22 protein-coding genes are annotated in these 25,752 nt (G+C 40.8%); 10 read left to right on the top strand and 12 right to left on the bottom strand.

The window, feature by feature from the left end; all coding sequences use genetic code 11:
- Positions 1-214: 214 nt before the first annotated feature.
- Complete coding sequence (locus tag RAM70_RS07445) at positions 215-2,440, top strand: heavy metal translocating P-type ATPase (protein WP_312673070.1); 2,226 nt, start codon at positions 215-217, stop codon at positions 2,438-2,440.
- Positions 2,441-2,478: 38 nt separating this feature from the next.
- Here RAM70_RS07445 and RAM70_RS07440 read toward each other — a convergent pair whose 3' ends face one another.
- Positions 2,479-2,850, bottom strand: a complete 372-nt coding sequence (locus RAM70_RS07440) for a four helix bundle protein (RefSeq protein WP_002784626.1) — start codon at positions 2,848-2,850, stop codon at positions 2,479-2,481.
- A gap of 194 nt (positions 2,851-3,044) precedes the next feature.
- On the opposite strand from RAM70_RS07440, the gene hemE reads away from it, so the two are divergent.
- Both hemE and RAM70_RS07430 read left to right on the top strand, forming a co-directional pair.
- Positions 3,045-4,109 (top strand): uroporphyrinogen decarboxylase, encoded by a 1,065-nt coding sequence (hemE, locus tag RAM70_RS07435; RefSeq protein ID WP_190380734.1) that lies wholly within the window; start codon positions 3,045-3,047, stop codon positions 4,107-4,109.
- A gap of 161 nt (positions 4,110-4,270) precedes the next feature.
- Positions 4,271-5,218 carry an NAD-dependent epimerase/dehydratase family protein gene (locus RAM70_RS07430; RefSeq protein ID WP_287999700.1) on the top strand — a complete coding sequence of 316 codons (948 nt, stop codon included), beginning with the start codon at positions 4,271-4,273 and terminating at the stop codon, positions 5,216-5,218.
- Positions 5,219-5,568: 350 nt separating this feature from the next.
- On the opposite strand, the gene RAM70_RS07425 is transcribed toward RAM70_RS07430, so the two are convergent.
- Both RAM70_RS07425 and cysC read right to left on the bottom strand, forming a co-directional pair.
- On the bottom strand, positions 5,569-7,296 hold the full coding sequence (locus tag RAM70_RS07425) for an ABC transporter ATP-binding protein (protein ID WP_045362815.1): 1,728 nt from the start codon (positions 7,294-7,296) through the stop codon (positions 5,569-5,571).
- Between the two features lie 438 nt (positions 7,297-7,734).
- Positions 7,735-8,280, bottom strand: coding sequence for an adenylyl-sulfate kinase (gene cysC / locus RAM70_RS07420; RefSeq protein ID WP_045362818.1), 546 nt, complete (start codon positions 8,278-8,280; stop codon positions 7,735-7,737).
- A 261-nt stretch (positions 8,281-8,541) separates the two neighbouring features.
- Between cysC and RAM70_RS07415 the strand changes: the two genes are divergently transcribed.
- Together RAM70_RS07415 and RAM70_RS07410 are read left to right on the top strand one after the other, a co-directional pair.
- Positions 8,542-10,710 carry a lytic transglycosylase domain-containing protein gene (locus tag RAM70_RS07415; RefSeq protein WP_312673066.1) on the top strand — a complete coding sequence of 723 codons (2,169 nt, stop codon included), beginning with the start codon at positions 8,542-8,544 and terminating at the stop codon, positions 10,708-10,710.
- Positions 10,711-10,895: 185 nt separating this feature from the next.
- Positions 10,896-11,726: an energy-coupling factor transporter transmembrane component T family protein gene (locus tag RAM70_RS07410; protein WP_193979642.1), complete on the top strand. Its 831-nt coding sequence runs from the start codon at positions 10,896-10,898 to the stop codon at positions 11,724-11,726.
- A 145-nt stretch (positions 11,727-11,871) separates the two neighbouring features.
- Here the strand turns inward: RAM70_RS07410 and coaE are convergent, their stop codons facing one another.
- Together coaE and purC are read right to left on the bottom strand one after the other, a co-directional pair.
- The gene (gene coaE, locus RAM70_RS07405) at positions 11,872-12,453 is read right to left on the bottom strand and encodes a dephospho-CoA kinase (RefSeq protein ID WP_312673064.1); all 582 of its coding nucleotides are present in this window, start codon (positions 12,451-12,453) and stop codon (positions 11,872-11,874) included.
- A 113-nt stretch (positions 12,454-12,566) separates the two neighbouring features.
- Positions 12,567-13,292, bottom strand: a complete 726-nt coding sequence (gene purC / locus RAM70_RS07400) for a phosphoribosylaminoimidazolesuccinocarboxamide synthase (protein ID WP_312673062.1) — start codon at positions 13,290-13,292, stop codon at positions 12,567-12,569.
- Positions 13,293-13,630: 338 nt separating this feature from the next.
- Here purC and RAM70_RS07395 point away from each other — a divergent pair, with 338 nt between their 5' ends.
- Positions 13,631-13,927 (top strand): DUF7219 family protein, encoded by a 297-nt coding sequence (locus RAM70_RS07395; RefSeq protein ID WP_312673061.1) that lies wholly within the window; start codon positions 13,631-13,633, stop codon positions 13,925-13,927.
- 271 nt (positions 13,928-14,198) lie between these two features.
- On the opposite strand, the gene thrS is transcribed toward RAM70_RS07395, so the two are convergent.
- Positions 14,199-15,998 carry a threonine--tRNA ligase gene (thrS, locus tag RAM70_RS07390; protein WP_312673060.1) on the bottom strand — a complete coding sequence of 600 codons (1,800 nt, stop codon included), beginning with the start codon at positions 15,996-15,998 and terminating at the stop codon, positions 14,199-14,201.
- Positions 15,999-16,132: 134 nt separating this feature from the next.
- Here thrS and RAM70_RS07385 point away from each other — a divergent pair, with 134 nt between their 5' ends.
- Positions 16,133-17,044, top strand: a complete 912-nt coding sequence (locus RAM70_RS07385) for a metal ABC transporter solute-binding protein, Zn/Mn family (RefSeq protein ID WP_312673058.1) — start codon at positions 16,133-16,135, stop codon at positions 17,042-17,044.
- An 82-nt stretch (positions 17,045-17,126) separates the two neighbouring features.
- Here the strand turns inward: RAM70_RS07385 and RAM70_RS07380 are convergent, their stop codons facing one another.
- A complete protein-coding gene (locus RAM70_RS07380) occupies positions 17,127-18,218 on the bottom strand; it encodes a CobW family GTP-binding protein (protein ID WP_312673056.1) in 1,092 nt (363 codons plus the stop codon).
- Between the two features lie 102 nt (positions 18,219-18,320).
- A complete protein-coding gene (locus tag RAM70_RS07375; protein WP_193959095.1) occupies positions 18,321-18,758 on the bottom strand; it encodes a DUF4079 domain-containing protein in 438 nt (145 codons plus the stop codon).
- Positions 18,759-18,762: 4 nt separating this feature from the next.
- Here RAM70_RS07375 and RAM70_RS07370 point away from each other — a divergent pair, with 4 nt between their 5' ends.
- Positions 18,763-21,399, top strand: a complete 2,637-nt coding sequence (locus RAM70_RS07370; protein ID WP_080754368.1) for a M1 family metallopeptidase — start codon at positions 18,763-18,765, stop codon at positions 21,397-21,399.
- A 360-nt stretch (positions 21,400-21,759) separates the two neighbouring features.
- Here the strand turns inward: RAM70_RS07370 and RAM70_RS07365 are convergent, their stop codons facing one another.
- The 4 genes from RAM70_RS07365 to RAM70_RS07350 all read right to left on the bottom strand — a co-directional run bounded on the left by RAM70_RS07365 (position 21,760) and on the right by RAM70_RS07350 (position 23,756).
- Positions 21,760-22,254 carry a helix-turn-helix domain-containing protein gene (locus RAM70_RS07365; protein ID WP_045362868.1) on the bottom strand — a complete coding sequence of 165 codons (495 nt, stop codon included), beginning with the start codon at positions 22,252-22,254 and terminating at the stop codon, positions 21,760-21,762.
- Positions 22,255-22,488: 234 nt separating this feature from the next.
- The gene (locus RAM70_RS07360) at positions 22,489-22,839 is read right to left on the bottom strand and encodes a HepT-like ribonuclease domain-containing protein (RefSeq protein WP_045362874.1); all 351 of its coding nucleotides are present in this window, start codon (positions 22,837-22,839) and stop codon (positions 22,489-22,491) included.
- Complete coding sequence (locus RAM70_RS07355) at positions 22,829-23,119, bottom strand: nucleotidyltransferase family protein (protein ID WP_002757283.1); 291 nt, start codon at positions 23,117-23,119, stop codon at positions 22,829-22,831. The genes RAM70_RS07360 and RAM70_RS07355 overlap by 11 nt, the downstream gene beginning before the upstream one ends.
- A gap of 136 nt (positions 23,120-23,255) precedes the next feature.
- Positions 23,256-23,756: a helix-turn-helix domain-containing protein gene (locus tag RAM70_RS07350; RefSeq protein WP_312673042.1), complete on the bottom strand. Its 501-nt coding sequence runs from the start codon at positions 23,754-23,756 to the stop codon at positions 23,256-23,258.
- 212 nt (positions 23,757-23,968) lie between these two features.
- Here RAM70_RS07350 and RAM70_RS07345 point away from each other — a divergent pair, with 212 nt between their 5' ends.
- Together RAM70_RS07345 and RAM70_RS07340 are read left to right on the top strand one after the other, a co-directional pair.
- Positions 23,969-24,844 (top strand): PEP-CTERM sorting domain-containing protein, encoded by an 876-nt coding sequence (locus tag RAM70_RS07345; protein ID WP_312673041.1) that lies wholly within the window; start codon positions 23,969-23,971, stop codon positions 24,842-24,844.
- Positions 24,845-25,013: 169 nt separating this feature from the next.
- Positions 25,014-25,277 carry a DUF2442 domain-containing protein gene (locus RAM70_RS07340; protein WP_312673040.1) on the top strand — a complete coding sequence of 88 codons (264 nt, stop codon included), beginning with the start codon at positions 25,014-25,016 and terminating at the stop codon, positions 25,275-25,277.
- Positions 25,278-25,752 lie beyond the last annotated feature (475 nt).

The following is a 25,752-nucleotide window of genomic DNA, read 5'->3' as shown; positions in this document are numbered from 1 at the left end:
CAAAGAAAACAAAGTAAACTATGCTACTTGATGCCGCAGAAAGAGCTTGGTTTTCTCTATCCCGTTTTTGGGAAATATTTCTAGACATTTCTTCATATCTATTCAGAAAAATTAACAGAGGATTCTTGACCCTGCAGCTAGGGGAATATTTTATCCTAAAGATAGAACTCTGGTGCAGGGGATTTTATTGCTGACTTTCCCTGCTATTAAAATTATGACCCATCAAACTCTCAAACTCGCCGGGATGAGTTGCGCTGGTTGTGCTGATTCGATCGAGCGGATAATTAAATCTATCCCCGGAGTGATTCGATGTCAAGTTAATTTTGGCATGGAACAGGTGGAGGTGGACTATGACCCTAAGCGTACCGATCTTAACACTATTCAAGCAAAAGTTAGGGATGCCGGTTTCCAAGCCACACCGATAACAGAAATTAATCTCGAATCCAGGCCAGAAAAAGAACTTCTCCCTAAACTATCGATCGCTATTGTTATTAGTATTATACTTTTTATCGGTTCTTTGCCGATGATGACGGGTTTATCTCTATCTTTTATTCCCCACTGGTTACACGCTCCCTTATTACAATTAATTCTCGCTACTCCTGTCCAATTTTGGTGTGGTCAAAGTTTTTATAAAAATGCTTGGAAAGCTTTAAAAAATCGCACTGCCACCATGGACACTTTAGTAGTTTTGGGAACCAGTGCCGCCTATTTTTATTCCCTATTTTTAACCTTCGAGAGTGATTTTATCGAAAAACAGGGGTTTAATTCCCATGTCTATTACGAAGCATCAGCTATCGTCATTACTCTGATTTTACTCGGTCGTTTCCTCGAAAAACGTGCCAGAAAAGAAACGGCCGCCGCTATTAAACAATTAATGGGATTACAGGCAAAAACCGCTAGGGTGATTAGGGAAGAACAGACACTAGATCTACCGATAGAAGAGGTGAAGGTAGGAGATATAATTTTAGTGCGTCCGGGAGAAAAAATTCCCGTGGATGGCATAATTATCCAGGGCAGTTCTAGCATTGATGAATCGATGGTGACGGGGGAAAGTTTACCCGTGCGAAAAACCGTCAATCAACAGGTAATCGGGGCGACAATTAATAAAACTGGTAGCCTACAAATGCAAGCGTTACGAGTGGGAAAAGATACGGTTTTAGCCCAGATTGTCCGATTAGTGCAAACCGCGCAAGCATCAAAAGCACCTATACAAAGATTAGTCGATCGAGTGACCGCTTATTTTGTGCCGGTGGTGATGATTATTGCCGTAATAACTTTCTTATTTTGGATTCTCCGCACGGGTAATCTCACCCTCGCTTTGATTACAATGGTGGAAGTCTTAATTATCGCTTGTCCCTGCGCGCTAGGATTAGCTACACCCACCTCGATTATGGTGGGAACAGGACAGGGAGCAAAACAGGGAATTTTAATTAAAAATGCCGAAAGTTTAGAATTAGCCCAGGGCATTACTACTATTGTTCTCGATAAAACGGGAACTCTCACCCAGGGTAAACCAACGGTGACGGACTTCTTGACTCGCGAAGGGGTGAGGGATGGACGGGAATTATCGCTGCTGCAGTTAGTCGTTTCGGTGGAGAATCATTCTGAACATCCGTTAGGAGAAGCAATAGTTAAATATGGACAGTTAAACCAGATTAAACCCCTAGAAGTAACCGAATTTGACTCAATAACTGGGGCAGGAGTGCAGGGAAAAGTCGGGTCAGATTTCGTGCAAATTGGTACACAACAATGGTTAGAACGTCAAGGGGTTGAAACAAAAGTTCTTAAAAAAGTCGCCCACGATTGGGAATGGCAGAAAAAAACCGTGGCTTGGATAGCGGTTAACGGGGGTTTAGAGGGGATGATCGCCATTTCCGACGTTTTAAAACCTTTTTCTTCCTCAGTGGTCGCCAAGCTCAAAAAAATGGGCTTAGAGGTGATGATGATGACGGGGGACAACCTCGAAACCGCAGAAGCGATCGCCAGAGAGTTGGGTATCTGGCGCTTTTTTGCCGCACTCCGTCCCCAAGAAAAAGCCGAAAAAATCGAATATTTGCAGAAAAAAGGGAAAATAGTCGCCATGGTTGGCGATGGCATCAATGATGCGATCGCATTGGCGCAAGCGGACTTAGGTATTGCCATTGGCACGGGGACTGATGTAGCGATCGCCGCCAGTGATATAACCTTAATTTCGGGAGATTTAGAGGGAATTGTGACCGCTATTGAGTTAAGTCGGGCAACAATGCGAAATATCAAAGAAAATCTCTTTTTTGCTTTTATTTATAACTTGATTGCCATTCCCATCGCTGCCGGAGTCCTCTATCCTTTTCTGCTCAATCCGATTATTGCCGGCGCTGCCATGGCTTTAAGTTCCCTTTCCGTGGTGACGAATGCCTTGCGATTGCGTCGAGTTCATCCCAGGGTGGGGAGCAGGGTGTAGGGTGTGGGGTGTAGGGTGTGGGGTGTAGGGTGTGGGGGTTATTTATTTTCAAGAGCGCGAATCAAAGTTAGCAGGAGTCGGCCTACTGATTCACATTGATTAAGAATAGGATTGACGCTCTGAGGGGAAGCTAGTTCAACTCTTTGAGAGATTAACCAATGAGTCTCCAACTCTTTGAGAGAACCTTGAGCTATGTACAAAAATTGGATGTATTCTCCCCGGGTTTTGCGTCCATACCCCTCGGCAATATTCGCTGCTATTGACACCGAAGCTCGGCGAATCTGTGTTGTCATCCCATAAAGCTCTTCTTTGGGAAAAGTTTTAGTGAGACGATAGCAACTTTCAGCTAAATTTACGGCCTCCTGCCAAACTCTTAAATCTCGGTAAGATTGAATTTTTGAATCCGCCATAGATTTTATCAACTTATCCCTATAGCCTACACTCTACACCCTGTCTCAACCCAAAAGATTGTACTACAATTTCCAGTACCCAGTTTCAATGCAAAGGGGGATAATTTTCGTTAACAATTCTTAAGGAAAAACCAGAAAAATTAGCTGTACGGGGGATGATACCGTAGAAAAGGCAATAGAATAATCATCGTGATATGACTGACTCCCCTGAAATACCTTATTTATTACGCGCTGCCAAAGGAGAAATCTTACCCCGTCCTCCCGTGTGGATGATGAGACAAGCAGGACGTTATATGCAGATTTATCGAGAATTGCGGGATAAATACCCCAGTTTTCGGGAAAGATCGGAAAATGCCGATTTAGCGATCGAAATCTCCCTGCAACCTTGGCGCGCTTTTCAACCGGATGGGGTGATCATGTTCTCCGATATCCTCACTCCCTTGGCGGGAATTGGTATTCCCTTTGATATTATCGAAAGTAAGGGGCCGATTATCGATTCTCCCATTCGTACTCAAGCGCAGGTGGATCAACTTAATCCCCTCGATCCCGATCAGTCTTTACCTTTTATCAAAACGATTTTAAAAACCCTGCGTCAAGAGGTGGGAAATAAATCCACTGTCCTCGGTTTTGTCGGAGCGCCTTGGACTTTAGCAGCATATACAGTGGAAGGGAAAGGTTCTAAAAGTTATTCTGTGATTAAAGGGATGGCTTTTTCGGAACCTTCGGTACTGCACCAATTTTTAGATAAATTAGCGGATATGATCGCCACCTATGTCCGTTATCAAATCGATTGTGGGGCGCAAGTAGTACAAATGTTTGATTCTTGGGCGGGTCAATTAACTCCCCAAGATTACGATGTTTTTGCCTTACCCTATCAACAAAAAGTAGTTCGTTTGGTGAAAGAAACCCATCCCGATACACCCTTAATTCTCTACATTAGTGGCAGCGCCGGCGTTTTGGAAAGAATGGCTCAATCGGGGGTTGATATTGTGAGCGTCGATTGGACCGTGGATATGGCGGAAGCGAGACAGCGTTTAGGTAAATCGATGATGGTTCAAGGTAATATCGATCCGGGGGTTTTATTCGGTTCCCAGTCTTTTATTCGCGAGCGGATTCTTGATACTATTCGTAAAGCGGGTAATCAAGGCCATATTCTTAATTTAGGTCATGGTGTTTTAGTGGGAACTCCTGAAGATAACGTGCGTTTCTTCTTTGAAACTGCTAAACAAGCGGATCAATTATTAGCAGTTCACGCCTAGGATGTCGTGATCAAGGTTTAGGGAATAGGGGTTAGGAAATGATCGATAGGGAATCTTGGCAGAAAACTAAAAAATCCCTAACCCCTAACTCAATATCCCCGACTCAATACCCCACACCTAAACCCTATCAACAAATCTAATTTCTCTGTCCTAGTGATCAAATGAAAAAAATATTTCTAACGGGTGTGAGTGGCTGTATTGGGCATTATATCGCCGAAATTTTACTGGAAAATCCCGACTATGAATTATATTTTTTAGTGCGTAATCCAGAGAAGTTAAAATTTACTTACCAAGGGCGATCAAATGTTCATATACTTTTAGGCGATATGCAAAATATTGGGGTATATGCGGAGCTTTTAAAAACAATGAATAGGGCGATTTTAATCGCTACCAGTTGGGGAGGAGAGGAGGAAAGTTATCAGATTAATGTGGTAAAAACCCTAGAATTAATTAGTTATTTAGATGCTCAGATATGCGAGAAAGTCCTCTATTTTTCTACTGCCAGTATTCTCAATCAAAATAATCAACCTTTGCCCGAAGCTGGGGAGATAGGAACTAATTATATTCGCACTAAATATATTTGTTATAGTAAATTTACTGACCTAGAAATTGCCGATAAAATTATCACTTTATACCCCACTTTTGTCTTAGGTGGTGACGAAAATAAACCCTATTCTCATATCTATGGCGGTTTACCAGATGTGTTGAAATATATCGGTTTAGTGCGTTGGTTTCAAGCTGATGGCAGTTTTCATTTTATCCATGCCAAAGATATAGCTCAAGTGGTGAATTATTTAATCGAAAATCCCGCACCAGAAAGCAAAATTGTTCTAGGCAATCAACGCACAACAGCTAACCAAGCAGTGGAGGAAATCTGCACTTATTTAAACAAAAAAATCTACTTTCGCATTCCTTTATCTTTAACCATCGCTAACTTTTTTATCAAAGTTTTTAACTTGCAGATGGAAGCATGGGACCGCTTTGCCATGAATTATCGCCACTTCACCCACATTAAAACCTATACTCCTGCTGATTTTGGTTTAAAAAACTATTGTTCCACCCTCGATGATGTTTTAGCTTTGCGAGGAATTCCCCGAAAAAAACCCTAAGTAGAGGGAACGGAAAAATATCTATAATTAATTCTGTCTGGATACTTACAGCGTTTCCCTAAAGATGAAGTCTAACCTAATTCCGCAACTGACTTTCCAAAACGAAAACTTCCTACCTCACCATTAAGATAACTGCTATATCGGTGACTCTTAAATTAGTACAAGTATATGAACAACCGCGTGTAAGCATCCCACCGAAAAACTAATGCGCTCCGGGGTTCGGGTAGGGTTGATTCATGAATCAACCCTACCTTGAATCAACCCTAGGGGTTTGGGGGGTAGAACCCCCCAAACCCCTAGGGTTGAGTGATAAAATCAGAAATAATGCCCAACTCTTAACGCCAAATAGACTAATCTTGAAATTGTCTAGCATGAAATTGAGCGTAACGACCATTAAGATTTAATAACTCCTCGTGATTACCCACCTCGATAATTTCACCCTTTTCTAAAACTAAAATACGGTTAGCTTTTCTGACAGTTGCTAATCGGTGAGCAATAACAAATACCGTGCGCTCCGTCATAATTCTTTCTAAAGCTTCCTGCACTAAAGCTTCCGATTCCGAATCGAGCGCTGAAGTCGCTTCATCTAAAATTAAAATTCTCGGATTAGATAAAACCGCTCGCGCGATGGCGATTCTTTGTCTTTGTCCACCCGATAAATTAACACCTCTTTCTCCCACATAGGTATAGTAACCCTGGGAAAGTTCACCAATAAATTGATGAGCGTTGGCAATTTTTGCCGCTTTTTCCACCTCTTGCAGATTAAAATCTCCCTGGCCAAAAGCGATATTTTGGGCTATAGTACCAGAAAAGAGAATATTTTCCTGCAAAACTACGCCAATTTGTCGCCGGAGACTTTTTAAAGTCACATCACGAATATCCACCCCATCGATTAAAATCTTGCCGGCAGTGGGGTCATAAAAACGCAATAAAAGATTAACTAAAGTGGTTTTTCCCGCTCCCGATGCTCCCACTAAAGCAATCATTTCGCCAGCGTGTGCAGTAAAATTAATATTTTTTAAAACCTGTCTGTCCTCATTGTAAGAAAAATTTACTTGACAATATTCAACTTCTTTGCTGTGGGGTTGCAGATTGATCGCATTCGGTTTTTCGGTAATTGTCGGCAGAATAGCTAACAATTCAAAAATCCGATCCATGGAGGCTTGACCCTGTTTAAATTGATTATAATTACTGGTAATATGGGCGATGGGATCGATTAACATTGCCACCGCTGCCACATAACTAACAAAGTCAATTCCAGTTAAATTCTTTTGGGAAATTTGCCAACCAGCGAGAAAGAATAAAAAGATGACACCGAGAGCTTGTAAGAATCCCACCACGACGTATTGTAAAGCTTTGGTGGATTCTGATAGGTATTGAGCGCGGCGATTTTCCTCCGCTTCTTTGGCAAAAAGCTCGGTTTGATAATCTTCAGCAGCGAAAGCTTGCACCACACGAATACCGCTAAAAACTTCGGTTAATAACGCAGAAAGATTAGATATTTTCGCTTGGGCGCGACGAGCATATTGTAATAATTTTTCACCAAAAAATCCCACCAAAACTCCCAACAAAGGAGCGATAATAATGACAGCGATCGTCAATTGCCAGTTAACAATAAACATATAGGCAAAGACGACAATTAACTGTAAGGCTGAGGGAATAAAATCATGGAAAAATTTATTAATTACTTCCCCAATGCGATCGATATCTTCCGTTAAACGATAGGATAAATCACCGGTTTTTGCCGTTTCAAAGTAATTTAAGCCGAGGGTTTGCAGATGTGCATAAACTTTTTTTCTTAATTCCAGGGCAATTTTTAAAGAAGCTTTTGCCATCAGGGAATCTTGCCCATACTGAGACATTCCCCGCAGTAAAAAAACCACTGCTCCCACCCCCGAAAGTGTCGCCAATGCTTGCACATTTCCCTCACCGATATATCTGGCCATTTGTCCGGCTAACCAAGCTAAAATCGGCCAAAATACCGTAAATCCGATCGTACAGATAAACGCCAAAATAATTGTTTGGGTTTGGGGACGGAGATAGGGAATGAGGTTCCAATAACTAGAGCGAGATTTCAAAATAATTTAGCGCCTTTAAATATGTAGGTAGGTGTTAAAAACTGTCGGCACCCCCCTTATTAAGGGGGGATTAAGGGGGGATCAAAGGCAAAATCTATCTTCTCTTCAATTATAAATACTTACTTATTAAGTATTCCTGCAAAATTAATTTGCTAGTCGAGACAGTTATCAGTTATCAGTTATCAGATTTGAGTTTTAAGTGAGCAGTATTAAATAGAAGTTTCCTACTGTCTTTTCACTGTTTACTGATCACTGATTACTGTTTAGGCACTCTTGCACTTTAGCCAGAGGGTTAGGGAGAGGTATAATTAACTTGGCTTAGGTACTGAAGAAAAGGAGATTAACTAACAAATTTGCTTAAGGGGTTAATCAGGATGTAGAGACGTTTTTAGTCCACGTCCCTACGATATTTTCCAACAATACAAAGTTATACATTAATCAAACCGCCACAGCTTGATTAATGTAGCCTAATTCCGTCAATTTGTCCCAGACTTTGGCGACACTTTCCTCTAAAGTCTCTAAATCGGTGCGGCATTCCACTTCCGGGTTAAAAGGTGGTTCATAGGGATCATCAATTCCCGTAAAAGACTTGATTTCGCCAGCACGCGCTCTTTTATATAATCCTTTCACATCGCGATCCTCACAGACGCTTAAGGGAGCATTCACGAAAACTTCGACAAAACTGCCAATTTTCCCCCGTACTTCCTCGCGAATCTCACGATAGGGAGAAATGGCCGAAACTAGGACAATTACACCGTGACGGGTGAGCAAATTAGACACAAAACCAATGCGACGGATATTTTCATCGCGATCCTCTTTACTAAATCCTAAACCTTTGGTGAGGTTCGTACGTACTATATCGCCATCGAGAACTTCAATGGAATAACCTTCAGCGATTAATTTTGCCTGTAATGCCTCGGTAATCGTGCTTTTTCCCGCACCGCTCAATCCTGTTAACCAAACCGTCACGCCGCGCTGTTTCATAGTAATCATTAATAATACTTAAATCCTGTTTAGCGTACCATATCTCAGGGATCAGTGATCAGGAGTCAGGAGATAGGAGTCAGGAGATAGGAGTCAGGAGATAGGAGACAGGAGATTATTTTATTTATTCTCCCCACTTCCCCACCTCCCCACACCCCACACCCCACACCCCACACCCCACTTCCCCAACCTGATTGAAACAAACAACCTGTCACCACGATCATTGATAATGTATGTTGAGTTACTGTCTTTAATAAGGTAATGTTTAAGAAATTCCCCCCTCACACCCCGCTCATTCTTGGACTAGGTTCTGGGGTTGCGCTTTTTACTCTCACCAGTCTCTTTCTCTTTCACCCGAAAATTCTCGCTTGGCTCGATCGCAATAGTGCTTCGCTTCCTAGCCAAGCTCCTAACCAACCCTCTGCCGTAGTTGATAGCACTTCTTTACCACAAACCGAGCGAGATGTCAAGTTAAAAGATGTTGCCGATGGCAATGCGCCCTCTTTAGAGCGTAGTCGCGCCCGCTATCTCTTGGCCATGGATTTATTGAGAAAATATGAAGGTGGTCCGGCTTTAAAACAATTAGACGGCTTAGAAAAACAATATCCTGTCCTCGCTCCCCAGATTCTCCTCAAACAGGGACGCGCCCACGAATTAACCAATGATAGTGAAAGAGCGCAAGAAATTTGGCAAAAATTAGTGGAAACCTATCCCCAATCGCCCGTAGTGGCGGAAGCTTACTATGCTTTGGGCAAATACGACCCCAGTTATCATGAAAAATTGCTCAAGGAATACCCCCGACACCCGCGCACTTTGGCTTTAATTCGCCAACGTCTTCAAGAAAATCCCGATCAATTTCCCTTATGGTTGCAGTTAGCCAAGGCTAATCCTTTTGATCCTACCCTCAATCAGGCCCGCGATCGTTTGGTGAAAGACTACGCCGAGCAGTTAACTCCGGCCGATTGGGCAATGATTGGGGCGGGTTATTGGCAGTCGGGATTGTACGAAAAAGCCTATAAAGCTTACGCTAAAGCCACTCCTAGCCCCGAACAAGCCTATCGTTACGCCCGCGGGCTACAAATTGCCAAAAAACTGCCAGAAGCTCGCAGCGCTTACCAAAAACTAATTAAAACCTATCCCCAAGCCTCAGAAACCGGTTTGGGATTACTGCGACTCGCCCAAATTTCTCCTAACCGCGATGCCATAGCATATCTCGATCGCATTGTCAAGCAATTTCCCGATCGCGCTCCGGAAGCTTTGGAAGCGAAAGCCAAATTACTCAACTCAACTAATGCCCAGGCCGCTAGTCAAACATGGCAGACTTTATTAAATAAATACCCAAAATCCGACGAAGCCGCCGATTATCGCTGGTTAATGGCCCAAAGAGCCGCTAAATCTGGTGATTACGCCAAGGCGTGGCAGTGGGCGCAGCCAATTGCGGTTAATAATCCCGATAGTCAAACTGCCCCGAAAGCGGCCTTTTGGGTGGGAAAATGGGCGCAAAAACTCGGCAAAAACCAAGAAGCAAAACAAGCTTTTACCTACACTATTTCCCGTCATCCCCATTCCTATTATGCTTGGCGCTCGGCGGTTTTATTAGGTTGGGACGTGGGGGATTTTACCACTGTCCGCTCCTATAATCCTACCACCGTCAAACCCGCCACCCGTAACGATCCCCCCGTCGGTTCGGAAGCTTTCAAGGAATTATATCGAATTGGTGAAGATACGGACGCTTGGAATCTCTTTCAAGCAGAAATTGTCGATCCTTGGCATTTAACCGTTGACGAACAATTTAACCTCGGTGTCTATAAACTCTCTCGCAATCAAAATTTAGAAGGAATTAACCTGATTTGGCGCTTGCGAGAAAGAGATACCCCGGAGGAAAGGGAAGCATGGAAAGCCCTGCGACAAAATGATAAATACTGGCACGCTTTATTCCCTTTCCCCTACTACGATAGCATCCTACAATGGTCAAAAGATAGACAATTAAATCCCCTGCTAGTGACAGCTTTAATCCGGCAAGAATCCCGCTTTGAAAAAGAAATTCGTTCTCCTGTGGGGGCAGTGGGATTAATGCAAATTATGCCCGATACGGGTAAATATATCGCAGGTAATACTGGCAATAAAAGTTATTCTTTAACTAATCCCGAAGATAACATTATGATGGGGACATGGTATCTCGATTATACCCACGGTAAATTCGCTGGAAATTCACTTTTTGCCGTGGCTAGTTATAACGCCGGACCTGGGGCAGTTTCCAAATGGAAACAGCGTTTTGATTTTAGCGATCACGATGAATTTGTTGAGAATATTCCCTTTAGAGAAACTAAGGGTTATATAGAATCGGTGTTTGGTAATTATTGGAATTATCTCCAGATTTATAACCCCGAAATTCAAGAGCAAATGAACAGAATTGCTAACCCTTCCTAGGGAATTGATGGGGATGGGTAATTAACTCATTCCCTTAGGTAAGTAGTTATAATTAAATTGAAGATAGTTCCCCCCTCAATCCCCCCTTAATAAGGGGTGTGCCGATCCCCCCTTAATCCCCCCTTAATAAGGGGGGCATCTGACAGTTTTTAACACCTAGCTACTTACTAACTTTTTTCCTGATTATGCAATCATTTAACTGGCAAACCGTCGATCGAGATTCCCCTTTTACTCGCCTAGATTTTCGGACAAAATTAACCATGATGATCGTGGTTACTCTCATCGCTTTTACTTGGGAAAGTCCCCTCGCTGGCGGTTTTCTAACTCTTATTGTCGCTTTAGCTTGTCTCTGGGCTGGGGTAAAATGGTCTTATCTCCTCACCATTTTAAAATTCATGGCTCCCTTTTATCTATTCTTATTAATTACCATGGGATTTTTTAATGTGGAACAGGTAAAAGCTTTAACGGGAAAACCTGAATTAACTCCCTTATTAACCGTCGGTTCTGCTCAAATGACTGTGGAGGGAACCCTCTACGGTTTAAATGTGATCTTTAAAACTCTCACCATGGTTTTAATTATTCCCCTCGCTATTTTTACCACCGATATAAATCAGATGATGGTGAGTTTAACTAAAGCCAGAATTCCTTACAAAATAGTCTTTATTTTTTCCTCTACCCTGCGTTTATTTCCTCTCCTAGTAGAAGAATCTCGCTCGATTATTTCTGCTCAAAGATTACGAGGATTAGCAATAGAAAAAATGGGTTGGTTACAAAAAGGAAAAATTTACGCTTCTATCGCTGTACCTTTAATTTTAAACGCTATGGCTAAATCGCAAAAATTAGAGGTAGTTCTACAGGCTAAAGCTTTCTCTGGTGATCCCGATCGCACATTTTTACAGGAATCAATCTTAACCAATAAAGACTATTTATTAATTATTGGCTTTCTATTTTTATTGGTTTTGGCAATTATTCTCTATGTAAAATTCGGGGTGGGAAAATTTGCCTGGTTGTTTTAAGATTAATCCCTATTGTATAAGCTAGGATATATTTTAACCGCCTCTCCTTAGATTAGCTATATCTCCGCCCCCCCAACCCCCCCGACGTCGGGGGGGCAAGGGGGGGTGTTGCCTCTTGCCTGATCTCCACAAGCAATTTAAATGTTTACAGGATAGCTCGATCGATCTGAGTATATAAAGCTTCTAAATCCCCGGAATTGTCCAAAACAATATCAGCTAAGGCAATTTTTTCGGCTAAAGGCATTTGATTATTAATCCGAGCGTTCGCTTGTTCTCTAGTTAAGTTATTTCTAGTCATTAAGCGTTGAATTTGTTGCTCGAAACTGCAAGAAACCACCCAAATCTCTGTGACTAAATGGGTTAATTTTGCCTCAAATAATAAAGGAATAGAAAAAACAACTATTGGGGCTTCTAACTGCTCTAAATACCGCTTGAAACATTCTCTAACGTAGGGATGAATCTGACTTTCTAACCAGATTTTTTCCTCGGGATTATTAAAAATAATCTCTCCTAACTGTTGGCGATTAAGGGAATTATCCTCAGTTTTAACTTTTCTGCCATAACGCGCCAAAATTCTCTCTAAAATTTCCGAACCTTTTTCCACTGCTTCCCGGGCATAAATATCCGCATCAAGGACGGGAATTTTGTAGATATTTTCCAAATAATGAGAAACCGTGGATTTACCACAAGCTATTCCCCCTGTTAACCCGATAATTCTTCTCGACATAAATTATTAAATTGCTAATCTCAATTAAGGTGCGTTACGCGCTCGCTAACACACCCTACGGTTATAAACTCTCTATCTAAGGTGCGTTACGCGCTCGCTAACACACCCTAAAGTTATAAACTCTCTATCTGTCGTAAAACTCTTGCTTGTACTTGTTGATAGGCAGTTTCCACATCTCCCAAATCGCGACGAAAACGATCCTTATCGAGAATACGCGCTTGAGCATCCTCTTGGGTTTTATCCCAGAGACGACAGGTATCGGGGCTAATTTCATCACCTAGATAAATTTTGCCCCTTTGATCAACTCCAAATTCTAACTTAAAATCGACGAGAATAATCTGGCACTTATCAAAAAGTTCTTGTAGATATTGATTGATTTGCAGGGCTAAATCTCGTAACTGATTGACTTGCTCCTCGCTGGCAATATCAATCACTTTTATGCGATCGGGCGTTAACAAAGGATCGCCTAAAGCATCATCCTTGAGGTAAAATTCTACAAGAGGAAAAGGTAAAACTTTCCCCTCCTTTAATCCCGTTTGCTTGCACAAACTCCCGGCGGCGATATTTCTGACTACTACTTCCAAGGGAATGATTTTAATCGCCTTGACGCGCATTTCCCTAGAACTAGGGCGATCGATATAATGGGTAGGTATTCCTAGGGATTCTAACCATTGAAAGAGGGCAGTGGAGACAGTACAGTTAATTTCCCCTTTGCCGACAATTTGCCCGCGTTTTTGGGCATTAAAAGCGGTGGCATCGTCTTTGTAATAAGTGAGGAGAATATCGGGATCATCGGTTTGATAGAGAATTTTGGCCTTACCTTCATAGAGTTTTTCCATAGTTATCATCCTCGACAATTGATAAACGAAAATCGATGGTTAATCGGATAGTGGCAGCAGCAAATTTTGGGGATCAACCTAGACAAAAAATATATATCATCAGGGAGATGATTGTTGAGAAAAAATAATGTATAATTGCTGCTTAAAGATAACTGCCAACATTTTGCGACCGAACCTTAACCTATAACCAAAAAGTGTCACGATCCTAGGGGTCAATTTTTGGCGAATCGGCCCAGTTTTTACTTGAATCCTCAATGATAGCCAACAATTGATATTATCTCCCATTATCATTACCGAAAAATCTAAAGAAATTCCGAAAAATTACCCGCCGTCGCCCTATGAACCAGAATCCTCCTAACGATGATAACCCAAATCTCCCCGATCGCCGCAAGGAGAATTTTCTCTATCCTCGCGCCCCCTACTATGGGGAATTTAAGCCGGAGAATTTGCTATTTAACGCCAATTTACAGGAATTTGCCCAAAAGGTCAGTTTTATTTGTAATCTGGAAACGGGGGGCAAAATCAGTTCTCTAGAAGCCTACCAAAAAATTAAAGCCCTCTGGAAAGACTTAAAACAGAGCAAAAAAGGCCTAGGCATTGGGGAAAATACCTTTCAAAAAGATGATGATACCTAAAGGGTAATAGACCTCTTGCAAAAATCAAAAATCTGACCTTAGGTGAGGAGTCTCCGAGCCAGTAGCCGGTCGTCAGGAGAATTAAGAATGAGCATTAATCAATTAAATGCTCTATTTAGGGATTTTATGCAATTTTATGTCTATTTTTCTCATTTTTGCCCTCTCAAAAATTAATTATGCAAGAACTCTAATCAGGAAAAATCTTCTCGCTTGAGCAAAAATGCTGGGACAGAAATATTTTCTGTCCCCATAGAATTAGATAAGCAAACGCTTAAAAATTACCGTAATTTTGGATGGCACTTTCTAATTTTGCCACCACTTCCTCAACGCTAATTACCCCTAAATCGCCCGTGGCACGGGTGCGAATACTTAAACTATTAGTTTCCATTTCCTTTGCCCCCACCACTGCCATCACGGGGATTTTTGCGGTTTCAGCATTGCGGATCATTTTGCCCAAACGTTCGCCACTGGTATCGGTTTCGGCGCGAATTCCTAACAACTGCATTTTCGCTGTCACCTCTTTCGCGTAATCCAATTGAGTATCACTAACTGGTAATAATCGTATCTGGACAGGGGCTAACCAAAGAGGAAAATCCCCCGCGTATTCTTCGATTAAAATACCAATTAAACGTTCCAAAGAACCAAAGGGGGCGCGATGAATCATCACTGGACGTTTACGATTACCATCTTCGGCAACGTATTCTAGTTCAAAACGTTCGGGTAAATTATAATCTACCTGTACCGTTCCTAACTGCCATTCTCTTTCGAGGGCATCTTGGAAAATAAAGTCTAATTTTGGACCGTAAAAAGCCGCTTCTCCGGGGGCTTCAAAATAATCCATCCCCAAAGTTTGCACCGCTTTTCTAATCGCTGATTCTGCCTTTTCCCAAGCTTCATCGGAACCGATATACTTATCCGATTCGGGGTCACGAAAACTCAATCGCGCCTTAAAATTCTTTAATTGTAAACTCTTAAACACCGTCAAAATTAAATCAACAACGCTTAAAAATTCCTTGTCTAATTGTTCGGGAGTGACAAACAAATGGGAATCATCGACGGTAAAACCGCGAACTCTAGTTAATCCTCCCAATTCTCCCGATTGTTCGTAACGATAAACTGTACCGAATTCTGCCAAACGCATCGGCAATTCCCGATAGGATCTCAAATCACTTTTATAGATTTGAATATGAAAAGGACAGTTCATCGGTTTGAGGACAAATCCTATTTCCTTACCAGCAGATTCCTCATCGTCCGCCATCATGGGAAACATATCTTCTTTGTACTTTTGCCAGTGACCGGAAATTTTAAACAAATCGACGCGAGCAATATGGGGAGTAACTACGGGTAAATAACCGCGTTTTAACTGTTCTTTTTTGAGAAAATCTTCTAACAAAGAACGAATTAAAGTTCCTTTGGGTGTCCACAAAGGCAACCCCGGCCCGACAGAATCAGAGAAAATAAATAAACCTAATTCTTTGCCTAATTTCCGATGGTCCCGTTTCAGTGCTTCTTCCTTACGGCGCTTGTATTCGGCTAATTGTTGGGGATTTTCCCAAGCTGTGCCATAAATGCGCTGCAATTGGGCTTTATTTTCATCCCCACGCCAATAAGCACCCGCTACCGTCTCTAATTCGATCGCTTTCGGGTCTAGTTCACTTGTATTATCTAGGTGCGGACCGGCGCACAAATCCCACCAAGCGTCACCAAGATGATAGAGGGTGATGGGTTCTTGAATTCCCGCCAGAATTTCCAGCTTATAGGCTTCATTAATCGCTTTAATGCGCTTTTCCGCCTCTTCCCGAGAAACTTGCTCGCGAATCACCGGCAGTTTTTTATTGATAATTTTGACCATCTCTTTTTTGATGTCCTTGAGATCCTTATCGGTAAAAGGTTCCGGCACATCAAAATCGTAGTAAAATCCGGTTTCAGTCCAAGGCCCGATAGTAACTTGGGCTTGCGGGAATAATTTCTGCACCGCCATGGCCATCACATGGGAGGTGGTGTGACGAATGCGCTTGAGGTGGTCGGATTCGCTGGTTTTCGGTAGTTTAATCGGGGCTTGGTTATCCATATCTTTTGAATTTACACCTTCTCTATTCTCTATTTTAATGGTAAAAGGAGTCTTTAGTCAGGAAAAAAATCAAGATAGATATCAATGCCATTTACCCTCATCTCTAACCTCTAAACCCTCATCTCTATTTCCCGATGAAAAAACTAATTTTATCCTGTTTATTTTTGGGATTGGTTGCTTGTAATGCCTCGGTTAATACCACCGATAACCAAAAACCAAAGGTAATCTCCACTAGCACAATTATCGCCGATTTAACCGCACGAGTGGGCGGTGAAGAAATTGACCATCAAGACATTTTAAAACCGGGGGATGATCCTCACGTTTATGAACCAGTTCCCGCCGATAGTGTCGCTTTAGAAAAAGCCGATTTAATTCTCTATAACGGTTATAATCTCGAACCGGGGTTAATTAAAATGATCAATTCTACGGGGATTAAGGCGAAAAAAGTGGCCGTGGGAGAAGCCATTACACCTTTACAACTGGCAAAAGAGGGGCAGAAAGTCCCCGATCCCCACGTTTGGGGTTCGGCGAAAAATGGGATAATCATGGTGGAAAAAATCCGAGATCAATTGATTGAATTAAGTCCCGAAGATAAAGAGATTTTTACTGAAAATGCCGCCCAATTAATCGCAGAATTAGAAAATCTTGATCGCTGGATTACTGCGGCTATTGAAACTATCCCCCCTTCCCAAAGGCAATTAGTCACCACTCATGACGCTTTTCAGTATTATGCTCATGCCTACGGTTTAAAAGTTGCGGGAACTTTAATTGGCATTAGTACCGAAGAACAACCTAGCGCCCAAACGGTGAAAAATTTAGCCGATGCTATTAAAAATCTCCAGGTTCCTGCTATCTTTGCCGAGACGACTATTAATCCCACTTTAATTACCACTGTAGCCGCAGAAGCGGGGGTAAAATTAGCACCACAACAATTATATTCTGATTCGATCGGTGCGGTGGGTACTAGAGGGGATAGTTATGTAAAAATGCTCAGGGAAAATACTCGATCGATCGTGGAATCTTTAGGGGGAAAAGTACCCGAATAAAAATAAATAATTGGGGGCAGTGGGGAATTTAGGTAATGGGGGTGGGTTACCCTAGGCTAACACCCCCGCAAGAGACGGTTATCTATTTCCCAAATCCTTTACCGCGATTGACGGCAGGTAAACAAAGACAATTGTTAATCTGTTCTTTTAGGGTTTCATGATCGAGATTTTGACCGATAAGAACTAGCTGATTTTTCGGATTACCTTTCCATTCGTCATCTTCGAGAGTGAAACGTTTACCACTGAGGTGGAAAATATGACGTTTAGGACTTTCATCAAACCAGAGAATACCCTTAGCGCGGAAAACGCTTTCCGGTAACTGATTATCGAGGAAATATTGGAACTTCCGAATCGAAAAAGGTTGGTCACTAGCAAAGGAAATAGAAGTAAATCCATCCACCTCTAAATGATTGGAATGGTCGTGATGATCATGATCGTGATCGTGATGGTGATCATGATCGCAATGGTCGTGATCGTGGTCGTGGTGATCATGGTCGTGGTGTTCTTCCTCTGTGTCGAAATATTTATCCGATTCAAATAGTCCGACGCTGAGAATTAAGGGTAAAGGGACCTGACTTTTGCTAGTACGAAGAATTCTCGCTCCTTCCTTCATGTCCCGGATTCTTATTTCTAAAGAATCCACATCAGCTTCATCCACTAGATCGGTTTTATTGAGAACAATAATATCACCGTAGGTGATTTGACTTAAGGCCGCTTGCGAGTTGAATAAATCGAGACTAAAATTGGCACAATCCACCATAGTGACAATGGAATCTAAACGGGTCATTTCGCGTAATTCCGTCCCTAAAAAGGTTAAAGCTACCGGTAAAGGATCGGCTAATCCCGTGGTTTCTACGACTAAATAATCGATTTTTTCGGGACGTTCGAGAACTTTATAAACTGCTTGAATTAAATCCTCGTTAATCGTGCAGCAAATACAGCCATTATTTAATTCTACCATGCTGTCATCACTGCTGATAATCAGTTCGTTATCGATACCGATTTCACCGAATTCATTGACAAGAACAGCAGTTTTTAATCCCTGTTGATTGCTGAGAATATGATTGAGGAGAGTAGTCTTACCACTACCAAGAAACCCAGTAATAATTGTTACCGGTAGCCCTTTTTTTGGCACTGACATCGTGTTAATAGCTTGTGATTCGACGGTTTGCATAATGATTTGGGGGTGAGTATTCTGTCACTAAAAAGCGATTTTTCGGGATGAGATAGCTAGTTTTTCTCGATCAAACAGTCTCCACTCGATCGCCGACTATTTTTATTGTAGATATTTTTGGACCACATCCCATCCTGTTAGGCTAACAAAAAGAAAACCCAGAAACAATAAAAGATTAGTGCCGATGTGGAGAGACCGCGCTAGAGGTGGACGGGTTGTAATGTTCAGGCCGCTAATTGCCGAAACAAAAACCAGAAAAACCACCGATAAACCCGCTATCAGGTGGGAAGAGTGGCCTAAACTGCCATAATGACCGATTGTTCCCACTAATCCGATTCCCAGCAGAATTAAGACCAAAGCAACCATGATCAGGCCGCTGAGGAGATGAAAGGGTCTTAACCATTTTGGTCGAGATTGGCCCGCGAGTCGTCGATAACCCATGTTTACCCCCGAAACCGCTAGTAAAAAATAGGCAAAGAGGGTAAATCCCATCGACCAAGCGGCAATTTTCCATAACCAGAGAAAGGAAGGGAGATTCATAGGGGTGGGATTATTATTAGCAAGGAAAGGGACGACCGATCGTGTTAATTTAAGTTTACCGGACAAAAATCAGCAAGTTAGGGCTAATATGTCTCATCTCACCATCGACACGGAAAATAATCAGCGTCAACCCTTTGAATTACCGGGGGCTAAACCCCATTATAACCCCGATCGACCCGGACAAGTTAATCATATTTTTCTCGATTTAATTATTGATATTCCTCAGCAAAGTTTTCAGGGCAGCTGTCAGATTACCCTCACCCCCATTCGTCAGGGAATTAGCAGTTTAACCCTGGATGCAGTGGATCTAAATATTAATTCTGTGTTCATTGAAGGTATCAGTCAACCCTTTGACTATGATCGTTCTCTGCTGACCATTCATCTGCTACAACCCACCAGCGATAAACCGATTATCCTGACGATTAACTATCAGGTTAAGCAACCACAACGGGGATTATATTTTATCGGCCCCGACGAATATTATCCCGATAAACCGATGCAAGTTTGGACCCAGGGAGAAGATGAAGATTCTCGCTTTTGGTTTCCCTGTTTTGATTACCCCGGCCAATTAACTACCTCCGAAATTCGGGTTAAAATTCCCCAACCCTATATCGCTATTTCTAACGGGGAATTAATCTCGGTGGCAACCGTTGGTGAGGACAGAATTTATCACTGGTCACAAAAGCAAATTCATCCTACCTATTTAATGACTCTTGCGGTGGGAGATTTTGCTGAATTATGCGACTCATGGAATGGTGTTCCTGTCACTTATTATGTGGAAAAAGGACGGGAAGAAGAGGGCCAAAGAAGTATGGGTAAAACTCCCCGCATGATCGAGTTTTTTAGCCAAAAGTTTGGTTATCCCTATCCCTATCCCAAATACGCGCAAGTTTGTGTAGATGATTTTATTTTTGGTGGGATGGAAAATACTTCCACCACAATTTTAACCGATCGCTGTTTAATTGATCAAAGAGCCAGCATTGATCATACTTGGACAGAAAGCTTAGTTGCCCATGAATTAGCTCATCAATGGTTCGGTGATTTAGTGGTGATTAAACACTGGTCTCACGCTTGGATTAAAGAGGGAATGGCTTCCTATTCTGAGGTTTTATGGACAGAATCGGAATACGGAAAAGCTGCTGGTAGTTATTATTTATTAGGGGAAGCAAGAAGTTATTTAGAAGAAGATGCTTCCCGCTATCGTCGTCCGATTGTTACTCATGTTTATCGAGAAGCGATCGAACTTTATGATCGTCATCTCTACGAAAAAGGTGCTTGTGTTTATCACATGATCCGCTCTATTTTAGGGGAAGATTTATTCGGAAAAGCGATTCATACTTTTGTGCGGGATAATGCCCATAAAACCGTAGAAACTGTGGATTTATTACGGGCGATCGAAAAAGCGACCGGCTACAATTTATTATTCCTCTTTGATCAGTACGTTTATCGCGGTGGTCATCCCGATTATAAGGTGGCCTACAGTTGGGATAATCAGAATAATTTAGCCCAATTAACCGTCACCCAAACTCAGGATGAAAAGGAACTATTCGACTTGAAAATTCCCGTCGCTTTTGCCTATCTCAACTCTGACGATCTTACCTACAATCTGCGGATTCACCAAAAAGAACAAAGTTTCTATTTTCCCCTAGCACAAAAGCCCGATTTTGTCAAGTTTGATCGGGGTAATAATTTCCTCAAAACCGTCACTCTTGAGTATCCCATCGCCGAATTAAAAGCGCAATTACAACAGGATCCCGACCCGATTTCCCGTATCTATGCAGCGACGGCCATTGCTAAAAAAGGCGGTTTAGAAGCGATCGAAGCTTTAGGGACATCCCTAGAAAATGAGCCTTTTTGGGGTGTGCGTGTGGAGGTGGCCAAACAGTTAGCAACTCTTGGTTTAGATCAGGCAGTTACTGCTTTAATTAAAGGTTTAAACGATGAAAAAGCACAAGTCCGTCGGGCAATTGTCGAGGGATTAAGTGAAATTAAAACCTTAGATAGTTATAACGCGCTTAAATCCCTATTAGAAACTGGAGATGCTAGTTATTATGTGGAAGCGGCCACGGCGCGAGGATTAGGCTCCATGGCCGTGGGACAATTACAAAATAAAGAAGGGGAAATTATTGACCTGCTCAATCACATTTTACAGTCAAGAAAGGGGTGGAATGAGGTAGTAAGAGCGGGCGCAATTGGGGGTTTAAGCCAGTTAAAAACCTCGCCGGCGGCTTTGGAGTCAATTTTGACCTACACGGCTTTAGGCACGCCTCAACCCCTGAGATTAGGAGCTATCCGCGCCCTGGGAGCGATTTCTTCGGGACAAACCACGGATAAATTAACCGTAATTTTGGAACGTTTAGAAACCATTGCCAAAGAAACTTTTTTCTTGACGCAAGTGGCAGTGTGTAACGCTTTAGGACAGATAGAAAATGCCAAAGCTATCGCTATTTTACAAGCTTTGAGCGATCGAACTCCCGATGGTCGCGTCCGTCGTGTAGCCGAGGAAGCAGTACAAAAAGTCCAGAAAAAATTAGGTTCCGAGAAAGCAATTCAGGAAATTCGCGAGGAATTAGCAAAAATGAAACAGGAAAATCAGGAACTTAAAAGTCGTTTGACCAAATTAGAGGCGAAAAATAGTTAGTTAACCTGAGTTATCAGTAATCAGTTATGGCGTTGCTGAATCAAGGTATGAATCAGCAACGCCGAAATTATTAATGAATTTAGAAATGCTTGGACAAAATACTTCTCAAGTTGAAGTAATACTAATTCTACAAAATCTGGCTACAAAAGTCTGAACTCCCTAAATCCTCCTTTTCAAGGGGGGCTTAAATTCGATAATTTGATGTGTAGTTTTTATGAGAGAGAATTGGTATAAGTAGAGATTAGGGAAGCTTAATCCACCGAAAAACCCTATCCACTAAATTGCGACAATTCGCCAGGATAACCATTAAGCGGTGCGTCAACAATAGCTTAACACCCTCTACCACTGTCAACCTGACTTCTAATTAGGTTGCTTGGGTTTTTCGAGTTGCTCTTTAACTAATTCTAAGGGAAGTTTTAATACTCTAGCAATTTGTTCGACGGTTAAGCCTTCTTTCATCAATTCTGTAGCGATTTCGAGTTTATATTCTTCTTCTGGATCAAATTTTTGTAACTGATTTTCTGGTAGTTGATTACAGATATTACCTTCGCTAATTTGGATTCCAAATACATTATTGTTAGCGACATTATAATAATATCTTCGCAGACTAGACCTAAGATTGGCTTTATTAACTTCTTCTCCTAGAATTTCCGATAAGGTTTTCCATAGCTTACCGGCTACATCCTTGACATATTTCTCGGAACGATGATGATTTTTAGCGATTTCTGTGTATTTTTGGTGATTAATCACCCCTTCTAAGATTTCAGACTGAACATCATCTAAATTTTCTCCTGTATAGGAAAAGATAAGATTATCAACAGTTGTAATTAAAGAGTGAATATCAAAATTGTTCATTTTTAAACACAGAATCAAGATTAATAAGCTTTTACCCGACATTATATGACATTATCAGGTGTACGGTCAATTTAATATTATTTTTAGATTTAAGTTATTTTTCTTAATACTGCTTTATATAGCTTTAAAACGCTCTCATTCACCCGAAAAAGAACCCAATAACGTCGGTTAAATTGCCTTTTTTATATAACTCATTCCCCCTTAATTGAATAAGTTGAGGGGGATTTTTATAGATTAATTTTCGGCTTCATTTTCTAAAATTTCCTGTAATTGTGAACGCAATGGAGTTAGATTATTTTCAATCGTCCGCCAAGCAATTGCCAATTCTACCCGAAAATATTCATGAAAAATGACATTTCGCATATCTCCCATTAAACGCCAAGGAATTTGAGAATAACGCAATTGTATCTGACTAGGAATATTTCTAGATGCCTCACCAATAATTCCTAAATTATAAAGAACTGCTTTAAGAGTCACTCGATTTGAGCTAAAATCTTCAAAGGTCATATTAGCCGTCCATTCCAAGATTTCATCAATGGATTCAATAATATCTTGAAGACGAAGTTGCCAATCTCTAAAAGGCATTAATCACATCCTTTAATACAGGTTGTCGTAAATGTTCTTTTAAAGAATCTTGAGTACCTAAATCAACAGAACATCCTAATATATCTTCTAAGTAAAGTCGTACCTCGATAAACTCAAATAACCCTACCGCTTTACTAAATTCTACCAATAAATCTACATCACTGTCAAAACGTGCTTCATCCCTTGCTACTGAACCAAATAGAGACAGAGATTTTACCCCTAGTTTTTCTAATTGTTCTCGGTGTTTTGCGAGAATTGTTAGTACCTCATCTCGTTTCATGGCTATTTCCTGAAATCTGATTCCTTCATTGTAACCTTAATGGTTGTCTCGTTGATATTGGCTCTCATGATGAAGTTTATTAAAATAGAAATTATTATTGAACTTAGAAATGCTCTGCCAGTGCCAAATACCACCATTAATTAGGTGACTTAGGTTTTTCAAGTTGCTCTTTAACTAATTCTAAGGGAAGTTTTAACACTCTAGCAATTTGTTCGACGGTTAAGCCTTCTTTCATCAATTCTGTAGCGATTTCGAGTTTAGATTCTTCAGCAAGATTAGGTTTTTGTAATTGATTTTCTGGTAGTTGATTACAGATATGACCTTTATTAATTTGTACGGGATTTATTACATTAAAGTTATGAGAGACATTATAATAATATCTTCGCAGACTAGACCTGAGATTAGCTTTATTAACTTCTTCTCCTAAAATTTCTGATAAGGTTTTCCATAATTTACCAGCTACATCCTTGACATATTTCTCGGAACGATGATGACTTTTAGCGATTTCTGTGTATTTTTGGTGATTAATCACCCCTTCTAAGATTTCAGACTGAACATCATCTAAATTTTCTCCTGTATAGGAGAAGATGAGATTATCAACAGTTGTAATTAAAGAGTGAATATCAAAATTGTTCATTTTTAAACACAGAATCAAGATTAATAAGCTTTTACCCGACATTATATGACATTATAAGGTGTACGGTCAATTTAATATTATTTTTAGATTTAAGTTATTTTTCTTAATACTGCCTTATATAGCTTTATATTACTTTAAAAGCCTTGAAAGTTAATTTTTGCGAGCATACAATTTCCGAAGGAAAAAGATATCAAATTCAGAGGCTAACTATTATGTTTATGAATATTCAGGATTTACAAAAAGTTAAAATCAGCAAAAATATTTTTGATAACAGTATTTTTGGATTGATAATAGCTACTAGCTTAATAGGATTGAATGCAGGTCAGGCAGAAGCCTTGCAATTGGCATTAAATGGTACATATACAGGAACAGTTAATGGGTCATCAATCAATGCTACTGCATCAGGTGAAATTAATACCGATGGTCCTGGCGGAAATCTAACTGCAACTTTTACTCAGATTCCTTCAACTTTTACTCCACTATCATTTGGCAGTTCTGTAGTCACAGTTGTTTGCTGGGCTTCGGCACGTACAAGTAATTGTTCACCTGATAATGGACAAAATCTATTTGATTTAAGTGGAGGAAACTACAGTTTAGAACGTACTTTTAATTGGACTTCTCTTCCAAATAGTACAATCAGTGTAACTGGACAAGTTTCTAATATCAATAATCAACTTTTGCAATATTCTGCTAACTTTATAGGAACATATAACGGTCCCTTAGATATCAGTCGGGTTGTCGATTATCAGGTTAAGTGGACACCTTTTGGTAATCAAGTTATTGAAGAAGGTTCAGCAATTATGGAAACAAGTAATGGTAATATTTTGCCTCTCAAAATAAATACTATTTATAGTGGATTATCAACACCGCTACTCAACTCCCAAGTTGGTCGTTTTTCTCCTGTAGCAACTTATGACGTAAATACAGGTGTGTTTCAAGCAACATGGGAAGCAGAACTGTGTGTTGTGCCTGAACCCACATCAATCATAAGTCTCCTTTCCCTGGGAATACTTGGTGCAGGTGCAACCATAAAACGGAAAGTAAAACGCTCTAATTCCCTCGAAAAAGAACCCAATAACATCGGTTAAATTGCCTTTTTTATATAACTCATTCTCCCTTAATTTTAGACCAGTTGAGGGGGATTTTTATGCTCTTACTTCTCCCTCTTGTATTTTTAACTGAATATTTGCTATAATAAACGAAGGGTAAGCATAAATCATCTTCAAGCGATAGAAACTATTATTGAGGAACGACAAAATGAACGTAAAAATGCTTGGGCAAAACACTTCTCAAGCTGAAGTAACTCATATTTCTTCCCATGGAATATGGATTCTGGCAAACAATGAAGAAATGTTCCTTTCCTATCAAGATTTTCCTTGGTTTCAAGATGTACCTATTAGACAAATTTTAAATATACAAGAGCCTTTTTCTAATCATTTTTATTGGCCAGATTTAGATGTAGATTTAAGCAAAGAAATTATTAAAAATCCTGAGAGATTTCCTTTAAAAGCTAAATCCTAGTTTTTATCCTTAATTAAGTGCTTGCCGTAGATGCCACCTTAAAACGCACTCATTCCCTCGAAAAAGAACCCACTAACGTTGGTTAAATTGCCTTTTTATATAACTCATTCCCCCTTAATTGAATAAGTTGAGGGGGATTATTTGTTAGGTTTAGGCTTTGCACTATAATGGTTGATATTTAAGATGAGGTCTTAAAATAGAACAGCAAACCCTAAAAGGGACTTGGGGATGGCTGTGTCCTAAACTTGCCTCCGCATTTTAAAAGTCCCCACTATAAATCTTAGGGAGACTGAGACAATTTAGCTAATTGAAAATAGCTGATGCACTTGCGCTAGGGTTTTCATATCTTGAAAACCCCGTTTTTTGTCTAAGTTCTAAGGGAGTTATACTAGCGCACTTTGCCCCCTAAAAGCTATCATCTTGAAAGGGGGCATTTTAGAAGTATAGTGAGCGACTCTTTTCTAGGCACGCAGAA

The sequence above is a fragment of the Microcystis wesenbergii NRERC-220 genome (assembly GCF_032027425.1).
Classification (GTDB): Bacteria; Cyanobacteriota; Cyanobacteriia; order Cyanobacteriales; family Microcystaceae; genus Microcystis; species Microcystis wesenbergii_A.
Note: the sequence above shows the minus strand (reverse complement) of the source record. Positions and strands in the feature narration are given on the sequence as shown.